The organism is Sphingomonas faeni (genome assembly GCF_040407565.1).
Classification (GTDB): domain Bacteria; phylum Pseudomonadota; class Alphaproteobacteria; order Sphingomonadales; family Sphingomonadaceae; genus Sphingomonas; species Sphingomonas faeni_F.
This window is the reverse complement of sequence record NZ_JAPZPR010000005.1, coordinates 315,945-338,874: the sequence shown is the minus strand read 5'-3', so window position 1 is coordinate 338,874 and position 22,930 is coordinate 315,945. Positions and strand designations below refer to the sequence as shown.

At 65.1% G+C, this 22,930-nt stretch carries 24 protein-coding genes and 2 tRNA genes; 16 read left to right on the top strand and 10 right to left on the bottom strand.

What is annotated here, in order from left to right; all coding sequences use genetic code 11:
• Positions 1-8 precede the first annotated feature (8 nt).
• From O6Y00_RS12645 to O6Y00_RS12620, 6 genes are all read right to left on the bottom strand, one after another.
• Positions 9-896, bottom strand: a complete 888-nt coding sequence (locus O6Y00_RS12645; protein ID WP_353442949.1) for an acyl-CoA thioesterase — start codon at positions 894-896, stop codon at positions 9-11.
• A 73-nt stretch (positions 897-969) separates the two neighbouring features.
• The gene (locus tag O6Y00_RS12640) at positions 970-2,097 is read right to left on the bottom strand and encodes an acyl-CoA dehydrogenase family protein (RefSeq protein WP_353442948.1); all 1,128 of its coding nucleotides are present in this window, start codon (positions 2,095-2,097) and stop codon (positions 970-972) included.
• A gap of 137 nt (positions 2,098-2,234) precedes the next feature.
• Positions 2,235-3,416 carry an acyl-CoA dehydrogenase family protein gene (locus tag O6Y00_RS12635; RefSeq protein WP_120300063.1) on the bottom strand — a complete coding sequence of 394 codons (1,182 nt, stop codon included), beginning with the start codon at positions 3,414-3,416 and terminating at the stop codon, positions 2,235-2,237.
• Positions 3,417-3,420: 4 nt separating this feature from the next.
• The gene (locus O6Y00_RS12630) at positions 3,421-4,725 is read right to left on the bottom strand and encodes an amidase family protein (RefSeq protein ID WP_353442947.1); all 1,305 of its coding nucleotides are present in this window, start codon (positions 4,723-4,725) and stop codon (positions 3,421-3,423) included.
• 37 nt (positions 4,726-4,762) lie between these two features.
• The gene (locus O6Y00_RS12625; RefSeq protein ID WP_353442946.1) at positions 4,763-6,793 is read right to left on the bottom strand and encodes a 3-hydroxyacyl-CoA dehydrogenase NAD-binding domain-containing protein; all 2,031 of its coding nucleotides are present in this window, start codon (positions 6,791-6,793) and stop codon (positions 4,763-4,765) included.
• A 98-nt stretch (positions 6,794-6,891) separates the two neighbouring features.
• Positions 6,892-8,112, bottom strand: a complete 1,221-nt coding sequence (locus tag O6Y00_RS12620) for a serine hydrolase domain-containing protein (RefSeq protein WP_353442945.1) — start codon at positions 8,110-8,112, stop codon at positions 6,892-6,894.
• Positions 8,113-8,305: 193 nt separating this feature from the next.
• On the opposite strand from O6Y00_RS12620, the gene O6Y00_RS12615 reads away from it, so the two are divergent.
• From O6Y00_RS12615 to O6Y00_RS12600, 4 genes are all read left to right on the top strand, one after another.
• The gene (locus tag O6Y00_RS12615; protein ID WP_353443034.1) at positions 8,306-10,012 is read left to right on the top strand and encodes a class I adenylate-forming enzyme family protein; all 1,707 of its coding nucleotides are present in this window, start codon (positions 8,306-8,308) and stop codon (positions 10,010-10,012) included.
• A gap of 359 nt (positions 10,013-10,371) precedes the next feature.
• Complete coding sequence (locus O6Y00_RS12610; RefSeq protein ID WP_093398070.1) at positions 10,372-11,520, top strand: AI-2E family transporter; 1,149 nt, start codon at positions 10,372-10,374, stop codon at positions 11,518-11,520.
• A 54-nt stretch (positions 11,521-11,574) separates the two neighbouring features.
• A tRNA-Asp gene (locus tag O6Y00_RS12605) sits at positions 11,575-11,651 on the top strand.
• Positions 11,652-11,749: 98 nt separating this feature from the next.
• Positions 11,750-11,826, top strand: a tRNA-Asp gene (locus O6Y00_RS12600).
• A gap of 278 nt (positions 11,827-12,104) precedes the next feature.
• On the opposite strand, the gene O6Y00_RS12595 is transcribed toward O6Y00_RS12600, so the two are convergent.
• The 4 genes from O6Y00_RS12595 to O6Y00_RS12580 form a co-directional block, all read right to left on the bottom strand.
• Complete coding sequence (locus tag O6Y00_RS12595; RefSeq protein WP_056048481.1) at positions 12,105-12,305, bottom strand: DUF2842 domain-containing protein; 201 nt, start codon at positions 12,303-12,305, stop codon at positions 12,105-12,107.
• On the bottom strand, positions 12,302-12,835 hold the full coding sequence (locus O6Y00_RS12590; RefSeq protein ID WP_353442944.1) for a 5-formyltetrahydrofolate cyclo-ligase: 534 nt from the start codon (positions 12,833-12,835) through the stop codon (positions 12,302-12,304). The genes O6Y00_RS12595 and O6Y00_RS12590 overlap by 4 nt, the downstream gene beginning before the upstream one ends.
• A gap of 204 nt (positions 12,836-13,039) precedes the next feature.
• Positions 13,040-13,348 (bottom strand): cell division protein ZapA, encoded by a 309-nt coding sequence (locus O6Y00_RS12585; protein ID WP_056048487.1) that lies wholly within the window; start codon positions 13,346-13,348, stop codon positions 13,040-13,042.
• Positions 13,348-13,542, bottom strand: a complete 195-nt coding sequence (locus O6Y00_RS12580; protein ID WP_181321090.1) for a hypothetical protein — start codon at positions 13,540-13,542, stop codon at positions 13,348-13,350. Before O6Y00_RS12580 ends, O6Y00_RS12585 begins: the two co-directional genes overlap by 1 nt.
• 144 nt (positions 13,543-13,686) lie before the next feature.
• On the opposite strand from O6Y00_RS12580, the gene gap reads away from it, so the two are divergent.
• The 12 genes from gap to O6Y00_RS12520 all read left to right on the top strand — a co-directional run bounded on the left by gap (position 13,687) and on the right by O6Y00_RS12520 (position 22,475).
• Positions 13,687-14,697: a type I glyceraldehyde-3-phosphate dehydrogenase gene (gene gap / locus O6Y00_RS12575; RefSeq protein WP_056048489.1), complete on the top strand. Its 1,011-nt coding sequence runs from the start codon at positions 13,687-13,689 to the stop codon at positions 14,695-14,697.
• A gap of 197 nt (positions 14,698-14,894) precedes the next feature.
• Positions 14,895-15,305, top strand: coding sequence for an MOSC domain-containing protein (locus tag O6Y00_RS12570; protein ID WP_132740778.1), 411 nt, complete (start codon positions 14,895-14,897; stop codon positions 15,303-15,305).
• Positions 15,302-16,492 carry a phosphoglycerate kinase gene (locus O6Y00_RS12565; RefSeq protein ID WP_353442943.1) on the top strand — a complete coding sequence of 397 codons (1,191 nt, stop codon included), beginning with the start codon at positions 15,302-15,304 and terminating at the stop codon, positions 16,490-16,492. The genes O6Y00_RS12570 and O6Y00_RS12565 overlap by 4 nt, the downstream gene beginning before the upstream one ends.
• A 48-nt stretch (positions 16,493-16,540) precedes the next feature.
• The gene (gene relB, locus O6Y00_RS12560) at positions 16,541-16,771 is read left to right on the top strand and encodes a type II toxin-antitoxin system RelB family antitoxin (RefSeq protein WP_353442942.1); all 231 of its coding nucleotides are present in this window, start codon (positions 16,541-16,543) and stop codon (positions 16,769-16,771) included.
• Entirely contained in the window at positions 16,768-17,097 is a 330-nt protein-coding gene (locus O6Y00_RS12555) for a type II toxin-antitoxin system PemK/MazF family toxin (protein ID WP_353442941.1), read from the top strand. The genes relB and O6Y00_RS12555 overlap by 4 nt, the downstream gene beginning before the upstream one ends.
• Positions 17,098-17,111: 14 nt before the next feature.
• Positions 17,112-18,032: a class I fructose-bisphosphate aldolase gene (locus tag O6Y00_RS12550; RefSeq protein WP_353442940.1), complete on the top strand. Its 921-nt coding sequence runs from the start codon at positions 17,112-17,114 to the stop codon at positions 18,030-18,032.
• Between the two features lie 6 nt (positions 18,033-18,038).
• Positions 18,039-18,515 (top strand): hypothetical protein, encoded by a 477-nt coding sequence (locus O6Y00_RS12545; protein ID WP_353442939.1) that lies wholly within the window; start codon positions 18,039-18,041, stop codon positions 18,513-18,515.
• A complete protein-coding gene (gene thiE / locus O6Y00_RS12540; RefSeq protein WP_353442938.1) occupies positions 18,512-19,201 on the top strand; it encodes a thiamine phosphate synthase in 690 nt (229 codons plus the stop codon). The genes O6Y00_RS12545 and thiE overlap by 4 nt, the downstream gene beginning before the upstream one ends.
• 76 nt (positions 19,202-19,277) lie before the next feature.
• Positions 19,278-20,291, top strand: a complete 1,014-nt coding sequence (locus O6Y00_RS12535; protein WP_353442937.1) for a L,D-transpeptidase family protein — start codon at positions 19,278-19,280, stop codon at positions 20,289-20,291.
• A gap of 4 nt (positions 20,292-20,295) precedes the next feature.
• Entirely contained in the window at positions 20,296-20,901 is a 606-nt protein-coding gene (locus tag O6Y00_RS12530; protein ID WP_353442936.1) for a M23 family metallopeptidase, read from the top strand.
• A gap of 86 nt (positions 20,902-20,987) precedes the next feature.
• Positions 20,988-21,551, top strand: a complete 564-nt coding sequence (gene efp / locus O6Y00_RS12525) for an elongation factor P (protein ID WP_107954870.1) — start codon at positions 20,988-20,990, stop codon at positions 21,549-21,551.
• Positions 21,552-21,662: 111 nt separating this feature from the next.
• Entirely contained in the window at positions 21,663-22,475 is an 813-nt protein-coding gene (locus tag O6Y00_RS12520; RefSeq protein WP_056048515.1) for an inositol monophosphatase family protein, read from the top strand.
• The last annotated feature ends 455 nt before the right edge of the window (positions 22,476-22,930 follow it).

Below are 22,930 nucleotides of genomic sequence, written 5' to 3'. Positions count from 1 at the left end.
CGCGCGGGTTACTGGCGCATCCTGATCAACCCCTCCTGCGCGACGCTGGCGACGAGCCGGCCGTCGCGCGAGAAGATGCGCCCGCGGTTGAACCCGCGGGCATGCCCGGACCACGGTGCGTCGCACGCATAAAGCAGCCAGTCGTCGGCGCGGAAATCCTCGTGCAGCCAGAGCGAATGGTCGAGGCTCGCAGTCTGCAGCCCCGGCGTGATCCAGTTGAAGCCATGCGGCAACAGCGCGGTACCGAGCAATGCCATGTCCGACGCATAGGACAGGATCGCGCGGTGCATCGCCGGGTCGTCACCGATCGGCGCGACCAGGCGGAACCAGTTGGCATGCGCCGCGGGCTGCGGAACGGGTTCGATCCAACTGCGCGGGTTGACCGGACGGATCTCGATCGGGCGCTGGCGCAGCATGTGCGCGCGGTATTTCTCGGGGATGCCGTCGATGCTCTCCAGCCGCAGTTCGCGATCGGTGCGCAGGTCTTCGGGCGGTGCGACATCGGGCATCGCGTCTTGATGATGGAGTCCGTCCTCTGGCGTCTGGAACGATGCCGCCATGTTGAGAATAGGCTGTCCCTTCTGCATCGCGATCACGCGCCGGGTGGCGAAGCTCCGACCCTCGAAATCGCGGACGACGCGGTAGACAATCGGATAGTCTTCGTTGCCGGGGCGCATGAAATACGCGTGCAAAGAATGCGCGGCCTTGGGGCTTTCGGTCGAGCGTTGCGCGGCTTGGAGAGCTTGTGCGATCACCTGCCCCCCGAACACACGACCGACCCCGCCCGGCTGGCGCTTCCCAACATAGAGATCGGTATCGACCTCCTCGATCTCGAGCAGGTCGACGAGCCCCTGCGCGAGAGCTTCGGGCGACGTATCGGCAGTATCCAAGCTCATCTGACCTCCGTGTTCACCCGCGAAGGCGGGTGCCCAGACTGGGCCCCCGCCTTCGCGGGGGCGCACCCTACGGTCAATACCCCGCCGCTACCGCCAGCCGATCAGCATGGAAGTTCGCATCCCCGAACATCTCCGCCAGCACGCGCGCGCGCTTCATGTAGAAGCCGATGTCGTATTCGTCGGTCATGCCGATCCCGCCATGCATCTGCACGCCCTCCTGCACGCTCAGCGTCGTCGCCAGCGCGGTCATCGCCTTCGCCACCGACACCGCCTCGTCCGCACGGTCGCTGCCCTGATCCAGCAATTGCTGCGCCTTGAGCACGGCGGCCCGCGCCACCTCCATCTCCGAATACAGATGCGCAGCACGGTGCTGGAGCGCCTGGAAGCTGCCGATCAGCGTCCCGAACTGCTTGCGCTCTTTCATGTAGCCGATCGTCATGTCCATCGCGCCACCGCCGACTCCCAGCAGTTCCGCCGAAGCCCCGGTCCGCCCCGCGCGCAAAAGCCGATCCAGCGGCGTCCGCCCCGCATCGACCTCACCGATCACCGCATCCGCATCGACCTCGACGCCCTCGAACTCGAGCCGCGCGGCCAAGCTCGAATCCGCGAGGCGTTCGGCGTTTGCCGTCAGTCCAGCAGCATCCTTCGGGACGGCGAACAACGTGATACCGTCCTTGTCGTCGGCACTGCCACCGGTGCGCGCGGCGACGATGATCAGGTCGGCGGTGTGGCCATGCGTGACGAACCGCTTGGCGCCGGTCAGCTTGAAGCCGTTGCCCGAGCGTTCGGCGGTCATCGCAACGGTATCGCGGTGCTTGGCGCCCTCGTCGATCGCCAGCGCCGCGACGGTCTCGCCCGCGATGATGCCGGGGAACCAGCGTTCGGCCTGCGCCGTGCCCTTGAGCGCCTCGACCGCCGCGACCGCGGTGGAAAGGAACGGGGAGGGGGACAGGTTCCGCCCGATCTCCTCCAGCACCACGCCAGCCTCGACATGGCCGAGCCCGAGCCCGCCCTGATCCTCGCCGATCAGGATGCCGGTAAAGCCCATCTCCGCGAACTGCTTCCACAGGTCGCGCGAGAAGCCGGTCGCGTCGTCGGCATCGCGCAACGCTCGCATGTGGCTTACGGGCGCATGCTCCGCGACGAAATCGCGAATGGTGTCCTGAAGGACGGTCTGATCGTCGTCTAGATACAATGGCATGTTTCGTCCTTCTGCTCCCTCGCCCCGTCGGGGAGAGGGTCGGGGAGAGGGGCCGTTGGGTCGGATCACCCGAGCCTCACTGCCCCTCTCCCGCCTACGCTTCGCTGCGGTACCCTATCCCCGAAGGGGCGAGGGAATTACGCAGGCAATTCCAAGATCCGCTTGGCGATGATGTTGAGCTGGATCTCGCTCGTGCCGCCCTCGATCGAGTTCGCCTTGGTTCGCAACCACGATCGCGGGATCGCCCCGCCGCGCGACCGATCGCTGTCCCATTCGAGCGCATCCGATCCGCCCGCCGCCATCATCAATTCGTACCGGCCCTTGTTCAGCTCGGTCCCGTAGTATTTCATCATGCTCGGCTGAGCCGGATGCGCCTTGCCCGCCTTCAACTCGTCGATGAACCGCTCGGACATCGCCCCGAACGCCTTCGCCCGAACCTCGAACAACGCGATCGATGCGCGCAGCAACGGATCCGCCAGCCGCCCGTCATGCCCAAGCCCGACGGTCGCGATCGCCCCGTCGATCAGCGGATTGCCGCCGCTCGACGCCAGCCCCATCCCCGAGATCATCTCTCGCTCATGCCCGAGCAGGTATTTAGCGACGTCCCAGCCCTTGTTCTCTTCGTAGACGCGGTTGACCTTGGGCACCTCGACATTGTCGAAGAACGTTTCGCAGAACGGCGAATTGCCGCTGATCAGCAGGATCGGCTTGGTCGAGACGCCCGGCGACGCCATGTCGAACAGCACGAAGCTAATCCCGCCCTGCTTCGACGTCTTGTCGGTGCGGACGAGGCAGAAGATCCAGTCGGCTTTGTCGGCGTACGAGGTCCACACCTTCTGCCCGTTGACGAGATAATGGTCGCCCTTGTCCTCCGCCGAGGTCGCAAGCCCGGCAAGGTCGGAGCCCGCATTCGGCTCCGAATACCCTTGGCACCAGCGAATTTCGCCGCGAGCGATCTTGGTCAGGTGATCGAGCTTCTGCTCCTCGGTGCCGTATTTGAGCAAAGCCGGCCCGAGCATCGAGATACCGAACGAATTGAGCGGGTTGCGCGCCTTTATTGCCGCCATTTCTTCACGCAGGATCTTGGTCTCGGCGGGCGACAGTCCACCGCCGCCATAGGCCTTGGGCCAGTCCGGCACGGTCCAGCCCTTGGCGGCCATCTTGTCGAGCCACTCCTTCTGCGCAGGCGACGACGGCTTGAACTGCCGCCCGCCCCAGCAGACGTCGTCCTCCGAACGCACCGGCTTGCGCATCTCGGGCGGGCAATTCTCCGCGAGCCACGCACGCGTTTCGGACCGGAAAGTGTCGAGGTCGGACATCGGATCAGCTCCTGCTTAGTCGATTGCACAGCGCGGCGACGGCGATCGCGTCGTGGTCGCGGTAACGGTTGGTGATGACCTGCACGCCGATCGGCAGGCCGCGCGGGTCGATCCCGACAGGCACGCTGGTCGCGGGCAGATTGGGGAAGGTGGCGAGGCCTGCCCAGGCAAACTGGACGCCGAACGGGGTATCCTCGCTATCGATCGACAGTGTCCGCCGCGCGACGTTGCGCTCGGCGATGTGCGGGAAGGCGTTAACGCCGCTCGCCGGCGCGATCACCGCGTCGAACTGCTCGAACAGCGCACCCCAGGCGCGTTGCATCCGCGCCTGGGAATCGAGCAGGTCGAACCAGTGCGACAGCGTCGCGACCTTGCCGTCGCGCGCAGGTCCGCCGCGGGTCATCGCGATGCCGAGCATCCGCATATAGTCGGCGTGCTGAGCAGCGAGGTCGATCGGCGGGGGTGCGCGTGAAATGATGGCGCCGGCCGCGGCGAGGGCTTCACCGACATGCCCGATCGCGCCGACGATCGACGAATCGACGCGTGCCGAGGGATGCGCGGTGAGCAGAAGGATGCGTGGTCGGGCTAAGTCGACGGTCGCGCGCGGCAAGGGGATGTCGGCGAGGATGGCCAGCGCAACGGCCAAATCCTCCGGATTGCGCGCGAGCGGTCCGATCACGCCGAGAGCCGCGCCCGCTCCGTCGGTGCCGGGCACGCGGTGGCCGATGTCGGACAAGGCGCCATAAGTCGGCTTATGCCCCCAGACGCCGCAGAACGCCGCCGGCACACGGATCGAGCCGCCGATATCGGAACCGAGTTCGAGCGGTACCATCCCCGACGCGAGCGCCGCCGCGGCACCACCCGACGATCCGCCGGGCGTCAGCGTCGGATCGATGGGATGATTCGTCCGGCCATGGATCGGGTTGTCCGCCTGCCAGTCGCTCAACCGCACCGGCACGTTGGTCTTGCCGAGGATCACCGCGCCCACCGCCTTCAGTCGCGTGACGGCTACCGCGTCGCGGTCGACGATATTGTCGCGGTGGACCCCGATGCCCCAACTGGTCGGAAGGCCGGCGACGTCGAACGATTCCTTCACCGTCATCGGCACGCCGAACAGCAGCCGGTCGTCCGGACCCTCCGCATCGAGCGCCCGCGCCGCCTCCCGCGCCCGCGCGAAATCGCGCACGACGACGGCGTTTATCGCACCGTCGCGCGCCTCGATCCGCGCGATCGCCGCATCGCACTCGGCGAGCGCGGTCGTCTCGCCCGCACGGACCGCCGCCGCCGTCTGGAGCGCGGACCGCTCCATCAGCGATCGACTACCGGCAAGAAACGACCGCGACCGATCACTTCAGCCGACCGCCCGATGCCGCCGCGTCCTTCAGCGACTTCGCCACCTGGAACCCGTATTTCTCTAGCCCAGCCACGACCTTCGGCAACCCCTCGGACTGCGCCCAGAACATCGGTCCGCCGCGGTACACCGGCCAGCCATAGCCGTAGATCCACACCACATCGACGTCCGACGCCCGTTGCGCCTTGCCCTCTTCGAGGATCAGCGCGCCTTCGTTGACCATCGTGTAGAGCGTCCGCACGACGATCTCCTCGTCGCTGATCTCGCGCGGCGTCACGCCCGACTTCTTGCGGAAATCGTCGATGATCTCGGCAACGCGTGGCGAGTTCGAGGGCGTGCGCTTCTCGTCGTAGTCGTAGAAGCCCGCCTTGGTCTTCTGGCCCCAGCGGTTCTCCGCCGCCAGCGCATCGCGGATGTTCTCGATCCGGCTCGGGTCGCGGTGCCAGCCGATGTCGACGCCGGCGAGATCGCTCATCTGGAACGGCCCCATGGGCATACCGAACGCGACATGGACCTTGTCGATCTGCTCCGGGCTCGCGCCCTCCAGCAGCAGCTTGGTCGCCTCGACCTGCCGCGGCATCAGCATGCGATTGCCGATGAACCCATAGGTGACGCCTGCCACGACGGCGACCTTCTTGATCTTCTTCGCCAGCGCCATGACCGTCGCCAGCACGTCGTCAGCGGTCTTGTCGCCGCGCACGACCTCGAGCAATCTCATCACGTTGGCCGGCGAGAAGAAGTGCATCCCGACCACGTCCTCGGGCCGCTTCGTGCACGCCGCGATCGCGTCGATATCGAGATACGAGGTGTTCGACGCCAGGATCGCGCCCGGCTTGGCGATCGCGTCGAGACGCGTGAAGATCTCCTTCTTCACCTCCATCGTCTCGTACACCGCCTCGATGATCAGGTCGCATTCCGCCAGATCGGCAAAGTCGAGCGTCGGCTTCAGCGCGCCCATCGCCTGCTCGACCTGCTCGGGCTTCATCCGCCCCTTCGCGGCGGTCGCCTCGTAGTTCTTGCGCACGACGCCGGTGCCGCGGTCGAGTGCGTCCTGCTGCATCTCGACGATCGTGACGGGGATGCCCGCGGACAGAAAGTTCATCGAGATGCCGCCGCCCATCGTGCCCGCGCCGATCACGCCGACGCGCTTGATCTCGCGAAGCTTGGTGTCGGCGGGGACGTCGTCGATCTTGGCGGCCTGGCGTTCGGCGAAGAAGATGTGGCGCTGGGCGGCCGACTGCACGCCCATCATCAGCTTCATGAACGCCTGGCGCTCGAACGCGATGCCCTCCTCGAAGCTGGAGCCGTCCGCGGCCTTCTCGACGCAGGCGATGTTGGCGGCTGGCGCATCGAAGTTACGGAAACGCCGCGCATTCTCCTTCTTGAACGCAGCCACGGCATCCGGATCGGCCTGCGCGGTCTTCTCGGACGCGCGGGGCAGGGGACGTTTCGTTGCGATCTCGCGCGCGAACGCGACCGCATCGGCTTCGAGCGAGCCCTCGCCGACGATCTTGTCGATCAGGCCAGCGTCGAGCGCCTTCTTCGCCGAGATCGGATCGCCCTTCGCGGTCATCTCCAGCGCGAGGTTCACGCCGGCGATCCGCGGGATGCGCTGCGTGCCACCGGCACCGGGGAGCAGGCCGAGCTTCACTTCGGGCGTGCCGATCTTCGCCGAGGGAACGGCGATGCGGTAATGGCAGCCGAGCGTGACTTCGCACCCGCCGCCGAGCGCAGTACCGTGGATCGCCGCGACGACGGGCTTCGACGATGCCTCGATCATGTCGACGACGGTGGGCAGGCCGGGCTCGACCATTTCCTTGCCGAACTCGGTGATGTCGGCGCCTGCGAAGAACGTGCGGCCGTCGCAGCGGATGACCATCGCGGAGATGCTGTCGTCCTTGACGCCTTCCTTGATCGCCGCTTCAAGGCCCTGGCGGACCGCTGCGCCGAGCGCGTTGACCGGCGGGTTGTTCGAGATGATGACGAGCACGTCGTCATGGCGTTCGGTGCGGATCGGACTGGTCATCGTCTATTCTCCTTGTTCTCCTGCGAAAGCAGGAGCCCAGGGCCACATTGGCAGCCCTGTGTGATACTGGACTCCTGCGTTCGCAGGAGCACGGGAACTCAGGTCATCGCGGCGTAGATCATCGTCTTCAGTTCGCGGCGGATCGGATACATGTTGCTCGGCGAAAGCTGCGTCATGAACACCATCGACAGGCGTTCGGCAGGGTCGACGAAGAACGCGGTCGAGAACATGCCTCCCCAGTAATATTCGCCCTTCGACCCCGGCACCATCGTCTTGGCGACGTCGTCGGTGATCGCGAACCCGAGCCCGAAGCCGGTACCGGCGTTCGACGCCTCGCTGAACAGCGACTTCGACATCGTCGCGAGATCGGATTTTCCGGGAAGGTGGTTCTGCGTCATCAGGTCGAGCGTCTTCCGCCCCAGAATGCGCGCACCGCCCAGTTCGCCGCCATTGAGCAACATCGTGCAGAAGCGATTATAGTCGACCGCCGTCGACACCAGACCGCCACCGCCGGAGACGAGTTTCGGTGCTCGGCTCCAGCTGCTCTCGGCGCCGCGATCGTAAATCACGCGGCCCTTGCCGGGCAGCAGGGTATAGCAGTCGGTCAGCCGATCGAGCTTGCCTTTTGGGACTTCGAAAAACGTGTCCTTCATCTTCAGCGGCGCGAAGATGCGCGTCCTGAAGAACTGGTCGAGCGGCAGGCCCGACACGCGCTGCACGACGGCGCCGAGCACGTCGGTCGCGACCGAATAATTCCACGCGGTGCCGGGCGAGAATTCGAGCGGGATCTTCGCAAGCGCGCCGATGAAGCCGTCGAGGTCATACCCGCCATGCCAGCCTTCGATCTTGCCCGCACGGTAGGCGGCATCGATGTTCGAACGGTTCTGGAAGCTATACGTCAGCCCCGAGGTGTGGCGGAGAAGATCGACCATCCGCATCGGCTCGGCGGTCGGCCTGGTTACGAACGGCACGCCGCCACCGCCGCCGTCATAGACGCCGATATCCTTGAACTCGGGCAGCACATGGTGGACCGGCGTATCGACCGCGACGAGGCCCTGTTCGACCAGCATCATGAATGCGACCGAGGTGATCGGCTTGGTCATCGACGCGATCCGGAACAGCGAACCCTCGTCTATCGCCTTGCCGCCTTCGCGCGCCGCGCCCGCGTTCGAGAAATGGACGATCTCGCCGTCGCGCGCGATCAGCAATTGCGCGTTCGGCAGCTTGCCTGAGTCGACGTAGCGTGTCTGGAGAAGCGTATCGATCGCCGCCAAACGGCCTGCGTCGAAGCCATGCGCGGCGGGCTTGGCGATTTTCATGATTCGATCGTTCCCGCCATGACCCGCTCCATACCCCTAGTTCGAACTTGGTGCCTCTATTGCCTTGAGTGCGGCAGGAATCAACTATAACCTGTCTTCGAACAGGCGATAAGCCAAACCCGAAATTCAACTCTGGAGTCAACCGGTCTTGGCAAGCGAACCGATCATCGCACTCGATCCCTCCTGGCCGGCGATGTCACTCGCCGATGCCGAGCGTTTGCTGACCGCGCCCGGAGCGAAGTTCGAGATGGAGATGCTGACGATCGACGGCATCGAGACGCGCATCTGGAAGAACGCGCCGCCGTCGTTGCGCTGGCTGGCCGAGGCGGCGCGCGCGCATGGCGAACGGGTCTTCACGGCCTATGAAGACGAGCGCGTCACCTACGAGGCGAACTTTCGGGCGATTGCCGTGCTGGCGCACCGGTTGCGCGAGATGGGGATCGGTCCCGGCGACCGCGTCGCGCTGGCGATGCGCAATTTGCCCGAATGGCCGGTCGCGTTCTTTGCGGGTGCGAGCATCGGTGCGATCATGGTGCCGCTCAACGCCTGGTGGACCGGCGCGGAGATGGAATACGGCCTCGCCGATTCGGGCGCGCGCGTACTGATCACCGATGACGAGCGGCACCACAGGCTGGCGGCGGCGTATGCGACGCTGCCCGCGCTGGAGCACGTGTTCGTCGCGCGCGCCGCGGAACCGCTGACCGGGATCGTGACGCGGCTGGAGGATGTGATCGGCACGCCGCACGACTGGGCTGCGTTGCCCGATGTCGGCTTGCCCGACGCGACGATCGCGCCTGACGACGATGCGACGATCTTCTACACCAGCGGCACCACCGGCGCGCCGAAGGGGGCGCTCGGCACGCACCGCAACATGATGTCGAACATCCTGTCGGGCGGCTATTCCTCGGCGCGCTCGTTCCTGCGCCGTGGAGAGGCTCCGCCCGAACCGACGCCGCGCGTGACGCTGACGGTGATCCCGCTGTTTCACGTCACCGCCTGCTCGGCGGGGATGATGGGGGTGATCGCGACCGGCAGCACGATGATCTTCATGCGGAAATGGGACACGATCCGCGCGATGGAAATCATCGAGCGCGAGAAGGTCAACATCACCGGCGGCGTGCCGACGATCGCCTGGCAACTGCTGGAGCATCCCGACCGCGAGAAATACGACCTCTCGTCGCTCGAATCGATCGCCTATGGCGGCGCGCCCGCTGCGCCCGAACTGGTGAAGCGCATCTACGCGGAGTTCGGCGCGATGCCCGGCAATGGCTGGGGCATGACCGAGACGATGGCGACCGTCACGCATCATGGGGCCGAGGATTATCTCAACCGCCCGACCAGCGCGGGGCCTCCGGTCGCGGCGGCCGACCTGAAGATCATGGCGGACGACGGCGTGACGGAGATGCCTCTGGGCGAAGTCGGCGAACTCTGGGCGCGCGGGCCGATGATCGTGAAGGGGTATTGGAACAAGCCTGACGCGACCGCCTCGACCTTCGTCGACGGCTGGGTCCGAACCGGCGACCTAGCCAGGCTGGACGACGAGGGATTCTGCTACATAGTCGACCGCGCCAAGGACATGATCATCCGCGGCGGCGAGAACATCTACTCCAGCGAGGTCGAGAACGTCCTCTATGCGCATCCCGCCGTGACCGACGCGGCGCTGATCGGCATCCCGCATCGGATCCTCGGCGAGGAGCCGGCGGCGGTGGTGCATCTCGCACCGGGAGCGGTGACGACCGAGGCGGAGTTGCAGGGTTGGGTGCGGCAACATCTGGCGGCGTTCAAGACGCCGGTTGCAGTACGCTTCGTGCATGAGACTTTGCCGCGGAATGCGAACGGGAAGATCCTGAAGAAGGATCTGCAGGTGCTGTTCGAGGACCGGTTGGGGGTGTCGGCGTAGGAGACCGTACCTGATACTGCTCCGTCATCCGGACGAAAGTAAGGATTCAGGGTAAGGGAGGGCCGCGCTTTTGGCTCTGGGTCCTGACTTTCGGCAGGATGACGAAGAGCGGGGGTCTCGGGATCGAGGCATGATCGGACATAGCGCGGTCTTTTCGAGGAATTCCATCGCGCTGGCGCCGCGCACCGCTTGAATGCCGGCCGGGATTACGGGATGGGAGTGGCAAAGGAATTGCCATGACGGACGAGGGTCTTCGCCAGGAAACGCACCAGCCGCAGGGCGGGGACGGCGTCGTTGCGGAAGGTCCGCCGGCCGAGAGTGCGTTCGGGCTGCCGATCGCGGTCGGGGTCGAGGACGCGATGCGGATCGCGCAGCGGCGTGATCGGTTGCTCGCTGCTTTGACACTGACCGCGGGCGTTGGGCTGATCCTCGCTACGCCGTTCGCGTTGAAGTCGGGGGCGGAGTTCTTCCTGCCGCTGACGATCGCGCTCGTGATCTCCGTCGCGCTCGTGCCGGTGCTGGAATGGCTCGAGCGGCGGCATGTTCCTTCGCCGCTTGCCGCGATCCTGTGCATTCTCGTTTTCCTGATCGCCGCGAACATCGCGATCGCCGCGATCCTCGTACCTGCGACCGATTTCTTCCGCCTGCTGCCGACCCGGTTGGATCGGATCCAGAGTAACCTTGCACCGCTGCTCGATTTGTATTCGAGCCTCGAGAAGTACGTGAACAAGACGCTGCGGCAAGTCGCGTCTACGCCGATCAAGCAGCCGGCGACCGCAGGGGTTGCTGCGCCAGGATCCATCCTCGAACTCGCTGCAACATCGGCGCCTGCCGTGATCGTTCAATTTTTGTTCGGCGTGCTGATCGTGTTCTTCTTCCTGTCGGGCTGGACGCGGATGCGGCGGCAGACGATCACCGGGCGGACCAGCTTCGACGGGGCGATGGCGACCGCTCGGGTGATCCAGGATATCGTCGACGATGTGTCGGCGTATCTCGGCACGATCACGCTGATCAACATCGTGCTCGGAATCGTCACCGGGACTGCGTTGTGGTTCATCGGCATGCCGTATCCGGCGATGTGGGGCGGGATCGTCGCGCTGCTCAACTACATCCCGTATTTCGGGCCGGTGATCGGTGCGTTCCTGCTCGCGCTCGGCGGGCTTATGACGTTCTCGGACATCTGGATGGCGATGCTGCCGCCGGCGCTGATGTACGGGCTGCATCTGGTCGAGGCGAACGCGATCACGCCGTTCGTCGTCGGGCACCGGCTGACGATCAGCCCGCTGCTGATCCTGATCTCGCTGAGCTTCTGGGGATGGGTGTGGGGCACGTCGGGCGCGTTGCTCGCAGTCCCGCTGCTGATCATTATCCAGACCATCGTGAAGGCCGCCGGCAAGCCCGACATCGCCGGGTTCCTGTTCGAGCACGGGACGCTGGTGCAGCCCAAGACCGGGCGAAATCGTCGTCGTGGGGACCCGCCCGAGGCACAACGTGAAACTGGCGGATAATTTGGGTTGACGGTATTCGAACCCTCGCCTAGTTGCCGCCTCCACGCTGTTTCAGCGGGTGTAGCTCAGTTGGTTAGAGCGCCGGCCTGTCACGCCGGAGGTCGCGGGTTCGAGTCCCGTCACTCGCGCCATCGTTTGCCCCGACCGGGTAGATGGTTCGAGATTGTGTTGAGGTTTTGACGAGCCTTCCCGCGTGTCCCTTGGGACGCTAGGGTTCGTCATTGGGAATGCGGGTGTAGCTCAGTTGGTTAGAGCGCCGGCCTGTCACGCCGGAGGTCGCGGGTTCGAGTCCCGTCACTCGCGCCACCCTGTTGGGGTGGCCGAGACCCTTCAATGTTTTGCATGCTGCGAGCATTCAGTCCTCCCACCGGGTCAGGACTATCTCCCCCACTCCGTTCGTGCTGAGTAGAGACCGAGTAGCTTCGAAGAAGCGTATCGAGGGCTCGTATCGAAGCATGTGCTCCGCGTGCCAACCTGTCCCTCGATACGCCGCTGCGCGGCTACTCGATGGCTACTCAGGACGAACGGTGGGGGCCGGGGGCAGCGGAGCGCATCGGCGAAGGGAGCCGACAGGCGGATCCGGGCTACCGCCCAAGCTCCATCCACCGCAGGACCGGCTTCAGCGGTGCTATCCAAATCAGGCCGGTGAACAGGTAGAACACCAATTGCCCCAACCAGTGCCAGCTGCCGACGATGTTCGACAGGCTGACTATGGCGACGCACCACACCAGGATCAGGAGCAAGATGCCGAGCATGCCGACGGGTTTGCGCCAGGTTGGCGTCATGGCGTGATCCAGTCTGATTCGGTGGCGATGGCGTGGAGCGGGACGTCCCACGGGTCTGGGGTCAGCATGTCGACTTCCTGCAAAGACAACGCAACCCCGACGCGCCAGGCGTTCGGGTGCGCGAGGAAGGCGCGGTCGTAATAGCCGGCGCCCTGGCCGATCCGGTTGCCGCTGCGGTCGAAGCCGACGAGCGGCGTCAGGATGATGTCTGGTTCGAGTTCGGCGGCGTCTGCGGCGGGCTGGTGCAGCCCGAACGGCCCAGCGATCAGCGCCGCCTCGGTCGCCCAGGACAGGAAGCGCATCGGCAACGAGCGGCGGACGACATGGGGTAGGGCGATCACACATCCCGCATCGACGGCAGCGCGCGCGAAGGGCGAGGGATCGGCCTCGCCGCCGAACGGGACATAGGAAGCAACCGTCAATCCGGGCTTCAGCCGGGTCAAAAACGCCGATGGCACCGGAATATCCACAGGCGGGCGCGCTTCCCGCGCGGCGCGGAGCGAGGCTCTCAGCGCGCTCTTGTCGGTCATGCGCTTGCGACCCTGAAATAGGGAGAAAATGGTGGTGTGGCGGGCCCACCATGGCCGTGTGCCGGGTTATCCACTGACGCACGGTACGTCAGGTGGGGACCATATGCTTCGGACCAGGATCCTAACAGGGACAGCCCCCTATGGATGATGAATAGCCTCAGGGATAATAAAGGCTCGTACCGGGCAGAACCCGCCACAGCCAATCTAGGCGTTGGGCGGGCTAAGCTCAAGGGCTTGTGCGAGGCCTTCAAGACGATCTGCGATCCGCGTGAGTGCGATCTCGCTGACCGCCGAGCCTTCGGGTGGGCGATGCGCGGCTTCGTCGAGGTCGTCGGCGAGCATCAGCGCGACGAACAGCATCGCGCGCTCCGCGCTGAGACCGCCGGCCGCGCGGTCCGCGGTCGCCCAGCGTTCCGCGACCATCGCGCCCAACAAGCGGACGCGGGATTCTTCGCCATCGCGGCAGGCGACGGCGTGCGGACGACCGCCGATATCGAGCATGACCTGGGCCATCAGTTGGGGCTCCCGCGCGTGATGACATCGTCGAGCGCGGCGACGGCTTCGGCCATCCGCGCCTTGAGGGCGGCGTGGCGCTTGGCGAGCGCGTCGCCGGCTTCGGTGCGGGCTGCAATGGCGGATTCGATCCGTGCGATCGCGGCGTCGATCCGTTCGACGGCAGTTGGTCCGTCGGGAAGTGTTTCTGACATGCCATGCGAGATAGCATGGACGGGGGGTGCGACAAGTCGGTTTAGGCGAAACCCAACACCATCCACGGTGTTGACAGGGCGCCCCACCGCCCCGCAAAGGCTGCGCGCCCGGAACGGACTCGCGGGCGTAGCGGAGAGACAGCAATGACGGTCAAGGTTGCGATCAACGGTTTCGGGCGCATCGGCCGTCTCGTCGCCCGTGCGGTACTCGAACAGTCGAACGGCGCACTCGAACTCGTCGCGATCAACGATCTCGGCGATGCGAAGTCGAACGCCTGGCTGTTCAAGCGCGACAGCGTCCACGGCAAGTATCCGGGCGAAGTTTCGGCCGAAGGCAACGAGCTGGTCGTCGACGGCAAGCGCATCCGCGTCACTGCCGAGCGTGACCCGGCCAACCTGCCGCACGCCGAGCTGGGCGTCGACATCGTCCTCGAGTGCACCGGCTTCTTCACCGACAAGGCAAGCTGCCAGAAGCATCTCGATGCAGGCGCCAAGAAGGTGCTGATCTCGGCACCGGGCAAGAACGTCGACCTGACCGTCGTTTACGGCGTCAACCACGACAAGCTGACCGCCGAGCACACGATCGTCTCGAATGCGTCGTGCACCACCAACTGCCTCGCGCCCGTCGCCAAGGTCCTGAACGATGCGATCGGCATCGAGCGCGGCCTGATGACGACCGTCCACGCCTACACCAACGACCAGAAGATCCTCGACCAGATCCACCCGGACCTGCGTCGCGCGCGTGCTGCGGCGATGTCGATGATCCCGACGACGACCGGTGCCGCGCGTGCGGTTGCCGAAGTGCTGCCGGAGCTGAAGGGCAAGCTCGACGGTTCGGCGATCCGCGTGCCGGTGCCGGACGTGTCGCTGATCGACCTGACCTTCACCCCGTCGCGCGATACGACGCGTGAAGAGGTGAATGCGGTGCTGAAGGCGGCCTCCGAGAGCGGCCCGCTGGTCGGCGTGCTCGACTGGTCGGACGAGCCGCTCGTGTCGATCGATCTCCAGCATACCCCGGCGTCGTCGACGATCGACAGCCTGGAGACCGCGGTGATCGACGGCAAGCTGGTTCGCGTCGTCAGCTGGTACGATAACGAGTGGGGCTTCTCGAACCGCATGGTCGATACCGCCACCGCGATGGCGAAGTTCATCTAAGGTAGACGGACGCTGCGTTCCTACAACTTCCGGTCCGACCAAAACCGTCATCCCAGCGAAAGCTGGGATCTCCCCATTCGGGTCGAGACACCCGCCAACGAGGAGACCCCAGCTTTCGCTGGGGTGACGGACATTGGGATGGGCCGTTGATCGGCACCATCGCCGGCATAGCCCGCCACGCCCGTGCGAAAGCCCCGATGGAGGTCATCGACCATGTCGAGATCACCATCGAGGCGGGACTGCACGGCGACTTTCGCGGCTATGTGAAGCCGGGCGGCAAGGGGCGGCGCCAGGTCACGTTGCTGGAACACGGCGACTGGGCCGCGGCGATGGCCGAGGTGGGCCAGGATATCCCATGGTATGAACGCCGCGCGAACCTGCTCGTTGACGGCTTCGACCTACCGCAGATACCCGGCACCCGTCTGCGCATCGGCGCGGACGTCGTGCTGGAGGTGACGCGCCACACCGATCCGTGCGAACGCATGGAGGCCTTGGCGCCAGGATTGTTCGCCGCGCTGACGCCCGACTGGCGGGGCGGGGCCTGTACCCGAGTTTTGATGGGCGGCAAAATTGCCGTCGGTGATGAGATCAGGATCGAAGAACCATGACCAAGCCATTCAAGACGCTCGATGATATGGGCGACATCCAGGGCAAGCGCGTGCTCGTCCGCGAAGACCTCAACGTGCCGATGGCAGAGGGGCATGTGACCGACGACACCCGCCTGCGCGCGACCGTCGCGACCGTAGGCGAGCTTGCCGACAAGGGCGCGATCGTCCTCGTCCTCGCGCATTTCGGTCGTCCCAAGGGCGTGCCGAGCCCGGAGTTCTCGCTGTCGCAGGTCGTTAAGCCGTACAGTGAAGTGCTCGGGCGCGAAGTCCGCTACATCGACTGGGAAGGGGCGGATGACGCCGTCGCGACGCTGGAGCCCGGTGACATCGCGGTGCTTGAGAACACGCGCTTCTTCGGTGGTGAAGAGACCAACGACGAAGCGGTGGTCAAGCGTTTCGCGAGCCTTGGCGACCTGTATGTCAACGATGCCTTCTCCGCCGCGCACCGCGCGCACGCCTCGACCGAGGGGCTCGCGCACGTCCTACCCGCCTTTGCCGGCCGCGCGATGGAAGCCGAACTCGACGCGCTCCAGAAGGCGCTCGGCGCGCCCGAGCACCCGGTTGCGGCCGTCGTCGGCGGCGCGAAGGTGTCGTCGAAGCTCGACGTGCTGCGCCATCTCGTCACCAAGGTCGATCATCTGATCATCGGCGGCGGCATGGCGAATACCTTCCTCGCGGCACGCGGTGTCGATGTAGGCAAAAGTCTTTGCGAGCATGAGCTTGCGAGCGTTTGCGAACAGATCATGGAAGCTGCGGACAAGGCGAACTGCACGGTTCACCTGCCGTATGACGTCGTGGTCGCTAAAGAGTTCAAGCCGAACCCCGCCACCCGCACTGTCAACGTCCACGAAGTCGCGGCTGACGAGATGATCCTCGACGTTGGTCCTGCGGCGGTCGAGTCGCTTGGCGACGTGCTGAAGAACTGCCGCACGCTGGTTTGGAACGGTCCGCTCGGCGCGTTCGAGACGCCGCCGTTCGACAAGGCGACCGTCGCGCTCGCCAAGACCGCTGCGGCACTCACCGAAGGCGGATCGCTCGTCACGGTCGCCGGCGGTGGCGATACGGTTGCGGCGCTCAATCACGCTGGCGTCGCGGACGCGTTCACGTTCGTCTCGACGGCAGGCGGCGCGTTCCTGGAATGGATGGAAGGCAAGACGCTTCCCGGGGTCGCGCCGCTCCACGGTTGAAATACGTGTGCATCCGAGCTATGTTTAACACGTTAAACGGAGACTCGGATGCTCGGCGTCAGACTCGATAGCGAACTCGAAGAGCGACTCGCGGCGGTTGCGCGCACCCAAGGACGCAGCAAGAGCGATATCGCCCGCGAAGCCGTGCGACGCTATGTCGAGCGCCACGACGAGGCTTTCCTGGCGGAGGCACGGCGTCAGTCGCTCGCGGCGGCTGATCACGATAGGCATGCAGGTGAAGAGGATTGGGACGCACTCATCGGGGCGCCCCCTGCATGAAATTCGTCCGCGGTATGATCGTCATCGGAGCGGGCAAGGGCGATTTCTCTGGCAAGCCGCGCCCCTTTCTTGTCGTCCAATCAGACCTTTTTGCAGATCACGCGACGATTTCTCTGTGCCCGCTGACCAGCGTCATTAGCGGGACGAACCTGTTTCGCGTGTCGCTCGAGGCATCGGCGGAAACCGGACTATTTCGCGACAGCGAGATCCAGGTCGACAAGGTCGATACGCTCGACCGCAACAATATCGTCAAGATTATCGGTACGATACCCATCACCACCATGACCCGGGTCGACGACGCGCTGCGCCGCTGGCTCGAACTTTAAAACAGGATTTCAGCATGACCTCGACTATCACCCCGCAAGTCAAAACCATCCTCGACAAATACGAGGCCACCAGTTCGGCGGTGAAGGCAAACCTCGCGCGCATCCTGATGCAGGGTAAGCTTGGCGGCACCGGCAAGCTCGTGATCCTGCCGGTCGACCAGGGCTTCGAGCATGGCCCGGCGCGCAGCTTCTCGGTCAATCCGGCGGCGTACGACCCGCATTACCATTACCAGCTCGCGATCGATGCCGGGCTCAGCGCCTATGCCGCACCGCTTGGGATGCTCGAAGCCGGGGCGGATACGTTTGCCGGCCAGATCCCGACGATCCTGAAGTGCAACAGCTCGAACAGCTGGGCGACGACGATCGACCAGGCGGTGACGGCGACCGTGTCGGACGCGGTACGGCTCGGGTCGGCGGCGATCGGCTTCACGATCTATCCGGGCGCGGACCAGTTCTTCGACCTCGTCGAGGAAATCCGCGAGCTGAGCGAAGAGGCAAAGTCGGTCGGCATCGCGACGGTGATCTGGTCGTACCCGCGCGGCGGCGAGCTGACCAAGGACGGCGAGCTCGCGCTCGACGTCGGCGCCTATGCCGCACACATCGCGGCGCTGCTCGGCGCGCACATCATCAAGACCAAGCTGCCGACCGCGCATATCGAGCAGAAGGAAGCCAAGCCGCTGTACGCCAACACCGACTGGTCGAAGCAGTCGGACCGCGTGAAGCACGTCGTCCAGTCGAGCTTTGCCGGGCGTCGCATCAACGTCTTCTCGGGCGGCGCGTCGAAGGGCGAGGACGCGATCTTCCAGGACGCGCGAGACATCCGCGACGGTGGCGGCAACGGCTCGATCATCGGCCGCAACACGTTCCAGCGTCCGCGCGAGGAAGCGCTGGCGATGCTCGACCGGATCATCCGGATCTACAAAAACGAAGAGTAAGCCACTGTGATCGGGGCGTTCTCCTATCATAAGGCGATCGCCCCGGTGATCTGGGTGCTGATTGGGCTGTCGAGCATCGAGCTCGTGGTCTTCCATTTGTTGTTGGCGCATTGGTGGCCACGGGTCGCGGCCGTCGTTGCGATCGTGACGGTGGTCGGGATCGTCTGGCTCGTGATGATCGTGCGGTCGTTCCGCGGCATGCCGGTGCTGCTCGATGCAGACCGTCTGCTCATGCGTGTCGGGCGGTTGCGCTCGGTCAGCGTTCCGACCGATCTGATACGCGGACTGCGATCGTCTTGTGACGCAGCGGCGTTGAAGCAGCGCGATGTGCTGAACCTGGCGTTGATCGCGTATCCCAACGTGGTGGTCGATCTGACTGCGCCGATTGCAGTCGGTCGGCGGCGGATTGCGACGATTGCACACCGGCTCGATGATCCAGCCGGTTTCGCTGCGGCACTGAACCGGCTAGGGCCGCGTACATGACCGAATTCGAAGATCCGCTGGGCCCGCTCGATCCCAATTTCGCCGAGAATTTCCGTCGCGACATGCGTCGGCCGGCTTGCCAGTTGTATCTGGTGTCGCCGCTGGACGTGGGTGGCGACTTTCCGGAGCGTCTCGCTCGGGCGCTCGATGCCGGACCGGTGGCTGCATTCCAGTTCCGCGTGAAGGATATCGACCAGCACACGGCGGCCGCGCTGGGCGAGCCGTTGCGGGCGATCTGTGCCGAGCGCGACGTCGCGTTCATCGTCAACGACGATATCGGGCTCGCCAAGCGGCTCGACGCCGACGGCGTGCATCTCGGGCAGGACGACGGCGATCCGCGTGAAGCGCGGGCGCAGCTCGGGCCCAATGCGCAGATCGGCGTGAGCTGTCACGGCAGTCGTCATCTTGCGATGGAAGCGGGCGAGGCGGGGGCCGATTACGTGGCATTCGGGGCGTTCTATCCGACGACGACCAAGTCGGTCGAGCATATGGCCGAGCCGGTGATCCTGTCGTGGTGGTCGACGCTGTTCGAGATGCCCTGCGTCGCGATCGGCGGGATCACACCGGAGAATGCCGCGCCGTTGGTGGCCGCCGGTGCCGACTTCATCGCGGTATCAGGTGCGGTTTGGGGTGGCGATGAGGTTGCTGCGATCAAGGCGTTCGGCGAGGTTCTTGCCCCACGCTGAGATCGCGCTGAACCGTTGGAAACAACGGTCATCCCGACCGTTTGATGCACGAGCGTAACGGTTTGGGATGACGGGCATGAAGGCATTTACGACGAAGACTTCGGTTCTTGCGGCATGCTTGCTGGGCGCTGTATCTCCCGCGATAGCGCAGACTGTGCCGACCAATCCGGTCCCGATCGATCGCAACGTTCTTCACGTGCAGGTGATTCTCGATCATCTCGGCTTCGGGCCGGGCGTGCTGGATGGTCGCGGCGGGCAGTCGCTGGTCGCCGCGTTGAAGGGGTTCCAGGAGGCAAAGGGCCTGCCGATCACCGGCAAGCCCGATGCGCGGACGTTGCAGGCGCTGTATCCGTACCGCGCTGCCCGGCCGACCGTGACCGTCGCGCTGACGCCGGAGATGCTGGCCGGCCCGTTCGTCAATCCGTTCCCGAAGGACCCAGCCAAGCAGGCCGAACTGCCGTCGCTGGGCTACAAGAACGTCATGGAGAAGCTCGGCGAGATGTTCCACACGACGCCGGCGGTGATCGTCGCGTTGAACTCGCCGACGACCAAGCTGACGCCCGGTACCAAGGTGGTGTTCCCCAACGCGTTGCCGACGTCGCGCGCCTATGATCCGAAGCTCAAGCCGGACTGGATCGCGACGCTCACCATGCTCAACGTCGATGCGAAGCAGCCGCAGGCGGATCATATCGTCGTCGACAAGTCGGACGGCGTGCTGCGCGTGCTCGATGCGAACGACAAGCTGATCGCGCAGTTCTCCGCGACGATGGGCTCGAGCCACGATCCGTTGCCGCTCGGCACGTGGAAGATCTACGGCTCGGATTACAACCCGAAGTTTCACTTCAACCCGGCGCTCTTTTGGGATGCGAAGAAGGGCCAGAAGAAGGAGATGCTGCCGCCGGGTCCGAACGGTCCGGTCGGGGTGGTCTGGATGGACCTGTCGAAGGAGCATTACGGTATCCACGGCACGCCGAACCCCGAGACGATCGGGCGTGCGGAAAGCCATGGCTGCATTCGTTTGACCAACTGGGACGCGGCGCGGCTGTCGATGATGATCAAGCCGGGGATCAAGGCGGTCTTCCAGGCCTGAGGCGATGACGCGGACGTTCTGGATCATTCTCGGGCTGATCGTTGTCGTGGTCGGCGGGTTCGCCTCGATGATGTCGTTTGGCAGCGACGGTAACGGTATTGTGAAGCGGGTGCCCTGGCGGAAGGCGGCGCCGTCCGCCGAGGTCGCGACCGTTGCCGCCACGCCGGGAGCGCTAGCCGTCCCGGTGGCTGGCGTGTCGCGGAAAGCGATCGCTGACAGCTGGAACGATGCACGGGGCGGCGGGCTGCGCGGCCACCACGGTACGGACATCATGGCACCGGGTGGCACGCCCGTCGTCGCAGCGGCGTCAGGACGGATCGAGAAGCTGTTCCAGAGCGGACTTGGCGGAATCACGCTCTATGTCCGCTCCCCTGACCGTCGCTGGACCTATTATTACGCGCACCTTGCCGGGTACGCGGCCGGCATCCGCGAGGGGATGGTGGTCAAGGCGGGCGATACTCTGGGCTATGTCGGCGATACCGGCGATGCGGGGGCGGGCAATTACCATCTGCATTTCGGGATGACGAAGATGCAGCCGAGCGAGCGCTGGTATCAGGGCGAGAACGTGAACCCGTACCCGCTGCTTGCCGGAACCCGGTCGTCCCGCTAAAGCCCGCCGCTTCGGGTTTCCGCAGAGCCAGGCCTCAGGTCTGAGCTTCGCGGACGGCCCCTAGCTCTTTCCAGCAGGAATCGGTCATGAAGATCAACGCGGTCGAGATTCGTCCCGGCAACATTCTTGAATATGAGGGCGGCATCTGGCGCGCCGTCAAGATTCAGCACACCCAGCCCGGCAAGGGCGGTGCCTATATGCAGGTCGAGATGAAGAACCTCATCGATGGCCGCAAGAACAACGTGCGCTTCCGCTCCGCCGAGAGCGTCGAGAAGGTGCGGCTCGAGACCGTCGACTTCCAGTTCCTGTTCCGCGAGGGCGACATGCTCACCTTCATGGACAAGATCAATTACGAGCAGATCTCGCTTGATGCCGACATCCTGGGCGACGCCGCAGCGTTCCTGCAGGACGGCATGGACGTGGTGATGGAGCTCTGGGAAGAGCGGCCGATCTCGGTCCAGCTGCCGGACACGATCGAGGCGCTGATCGTCGAGGCGGATGCCGTCGTGAAGGGGCAGACCGCCTCGTCGAGCTACAAGCCTGCCGTGCTCGAGAACGGCGTCCGCGTGATGGTGCCACCGCATATCGGCGCGGGCACGCGGATCGTGGTCGATGTTTACGAGCAGACCTACGTGCGTCGCGCGGACTAAATTCCCTTTCCGCTTGCGGGAGGGGTTAGGGGAGGGCCTTCTTCCAGCTTCGCGTATCGGTTCAAGCCCTCCCCCGACCCCTCCCGCAAGCGGGAGGGGAGGAGATTTTTAATGCCCAGCCATTCCGGCATCATGACCGTCATCGAGCGCGCCGCCCGCAAGGCCGCGCCGCGCCTGCGTCGCGACTTCAACGAGGTCCAGCAGCTCCAGGTGAGCCGCAAGGGTCCGGCCGATTTCGTCAGCCAGGCCGACCAGCGCGCCGAGCAGACGATCTTCGAAGAACTTTCGCACGCGCGTCCCGACTGGGGCATGCTGATGGAGGAGCGCGGCGAGGTCGAGGGTGACCCCAACAAGCCGCGGTTCATCGTCGATCCACTGGATGGGACGTCGAACTTCCTCCACGGCATCCCGCATTTCTGCATCTCGATCGCGGTCGAGGAGCCGATGCCGAACGGCAAGCGCGAGGTTACCACCGCGCTGGTGTATCAGCCGCTGACCGACGAGAGCTTTTGGGCGGAGAAGGGGCGGGGGGCGTGGCTCACCGACCAGCGTCTGCGCGTATCGTCGCGGCGCGATCTATCCGAATCGCTGATTGCGACGGGAATTCCGTTCCTTGGGCATGGCGACTTCGCGCAGTGGAGCCGGATTTTCGGCGCGGTTGCACCTGAGGTTGCGGGGATCCGTCGTTTGGGTGCTGCGGCACTCGATCTGGCTTGGCTTGCGGCTGGCCGGTTCGATGGCTTCTGGGAGTCGAACCTGAAGCCTTGGGATGTTGCTGCGGGCATGTTGCTGGTGAAGGAAGCCGGCGGTTTCGTCACCGACTTCCGCGGTGGCGATCGTGCGATGGAGCGTAACGAGTTCCTGGCGGCCAACGACGCGCTGCATTCGCGGCTGCATAAGCTCGTGGCCGGCGCGCTGCGCTGAGGTCAATTCACGATCCTCCCCCGCAAGGGGGAGGTGGCTGGCACTTGCCGGACGGAGGGGGGGTAAGGGAAACCTGCCGTTCCGCGTCCTCCCCCTCCGTCACCTTCGGCGACACCTCCCCCTGGCGGGGGAGGATCGTGAGGTTGGGCGTCAGCGCGCAGTCCGTCATGCCGGCTTGTTCCGGCATCCACTCGCGCAATACATCTTTCGTCGTTTGTTTGCGGTGCCGGGGGACCTCGGGGCTACTCGGTGTATCCCCTAGAGCCGAAGTTAGCTTGTTTCCCCGCGGAGGCGGGGACCCAGACTGGGCTCCCGCCTTCGCGGGAGAACAAGGAAGAGGGAGATGTCGTTCGAAAGCGGCGTCATCCTTGCTTACGGGGGCGCGCCGAACACGTTCAGCATGGCGGATCGGTATCAATGACGTGATCGGCCACCAACGGTGTCATCGAGCGCCA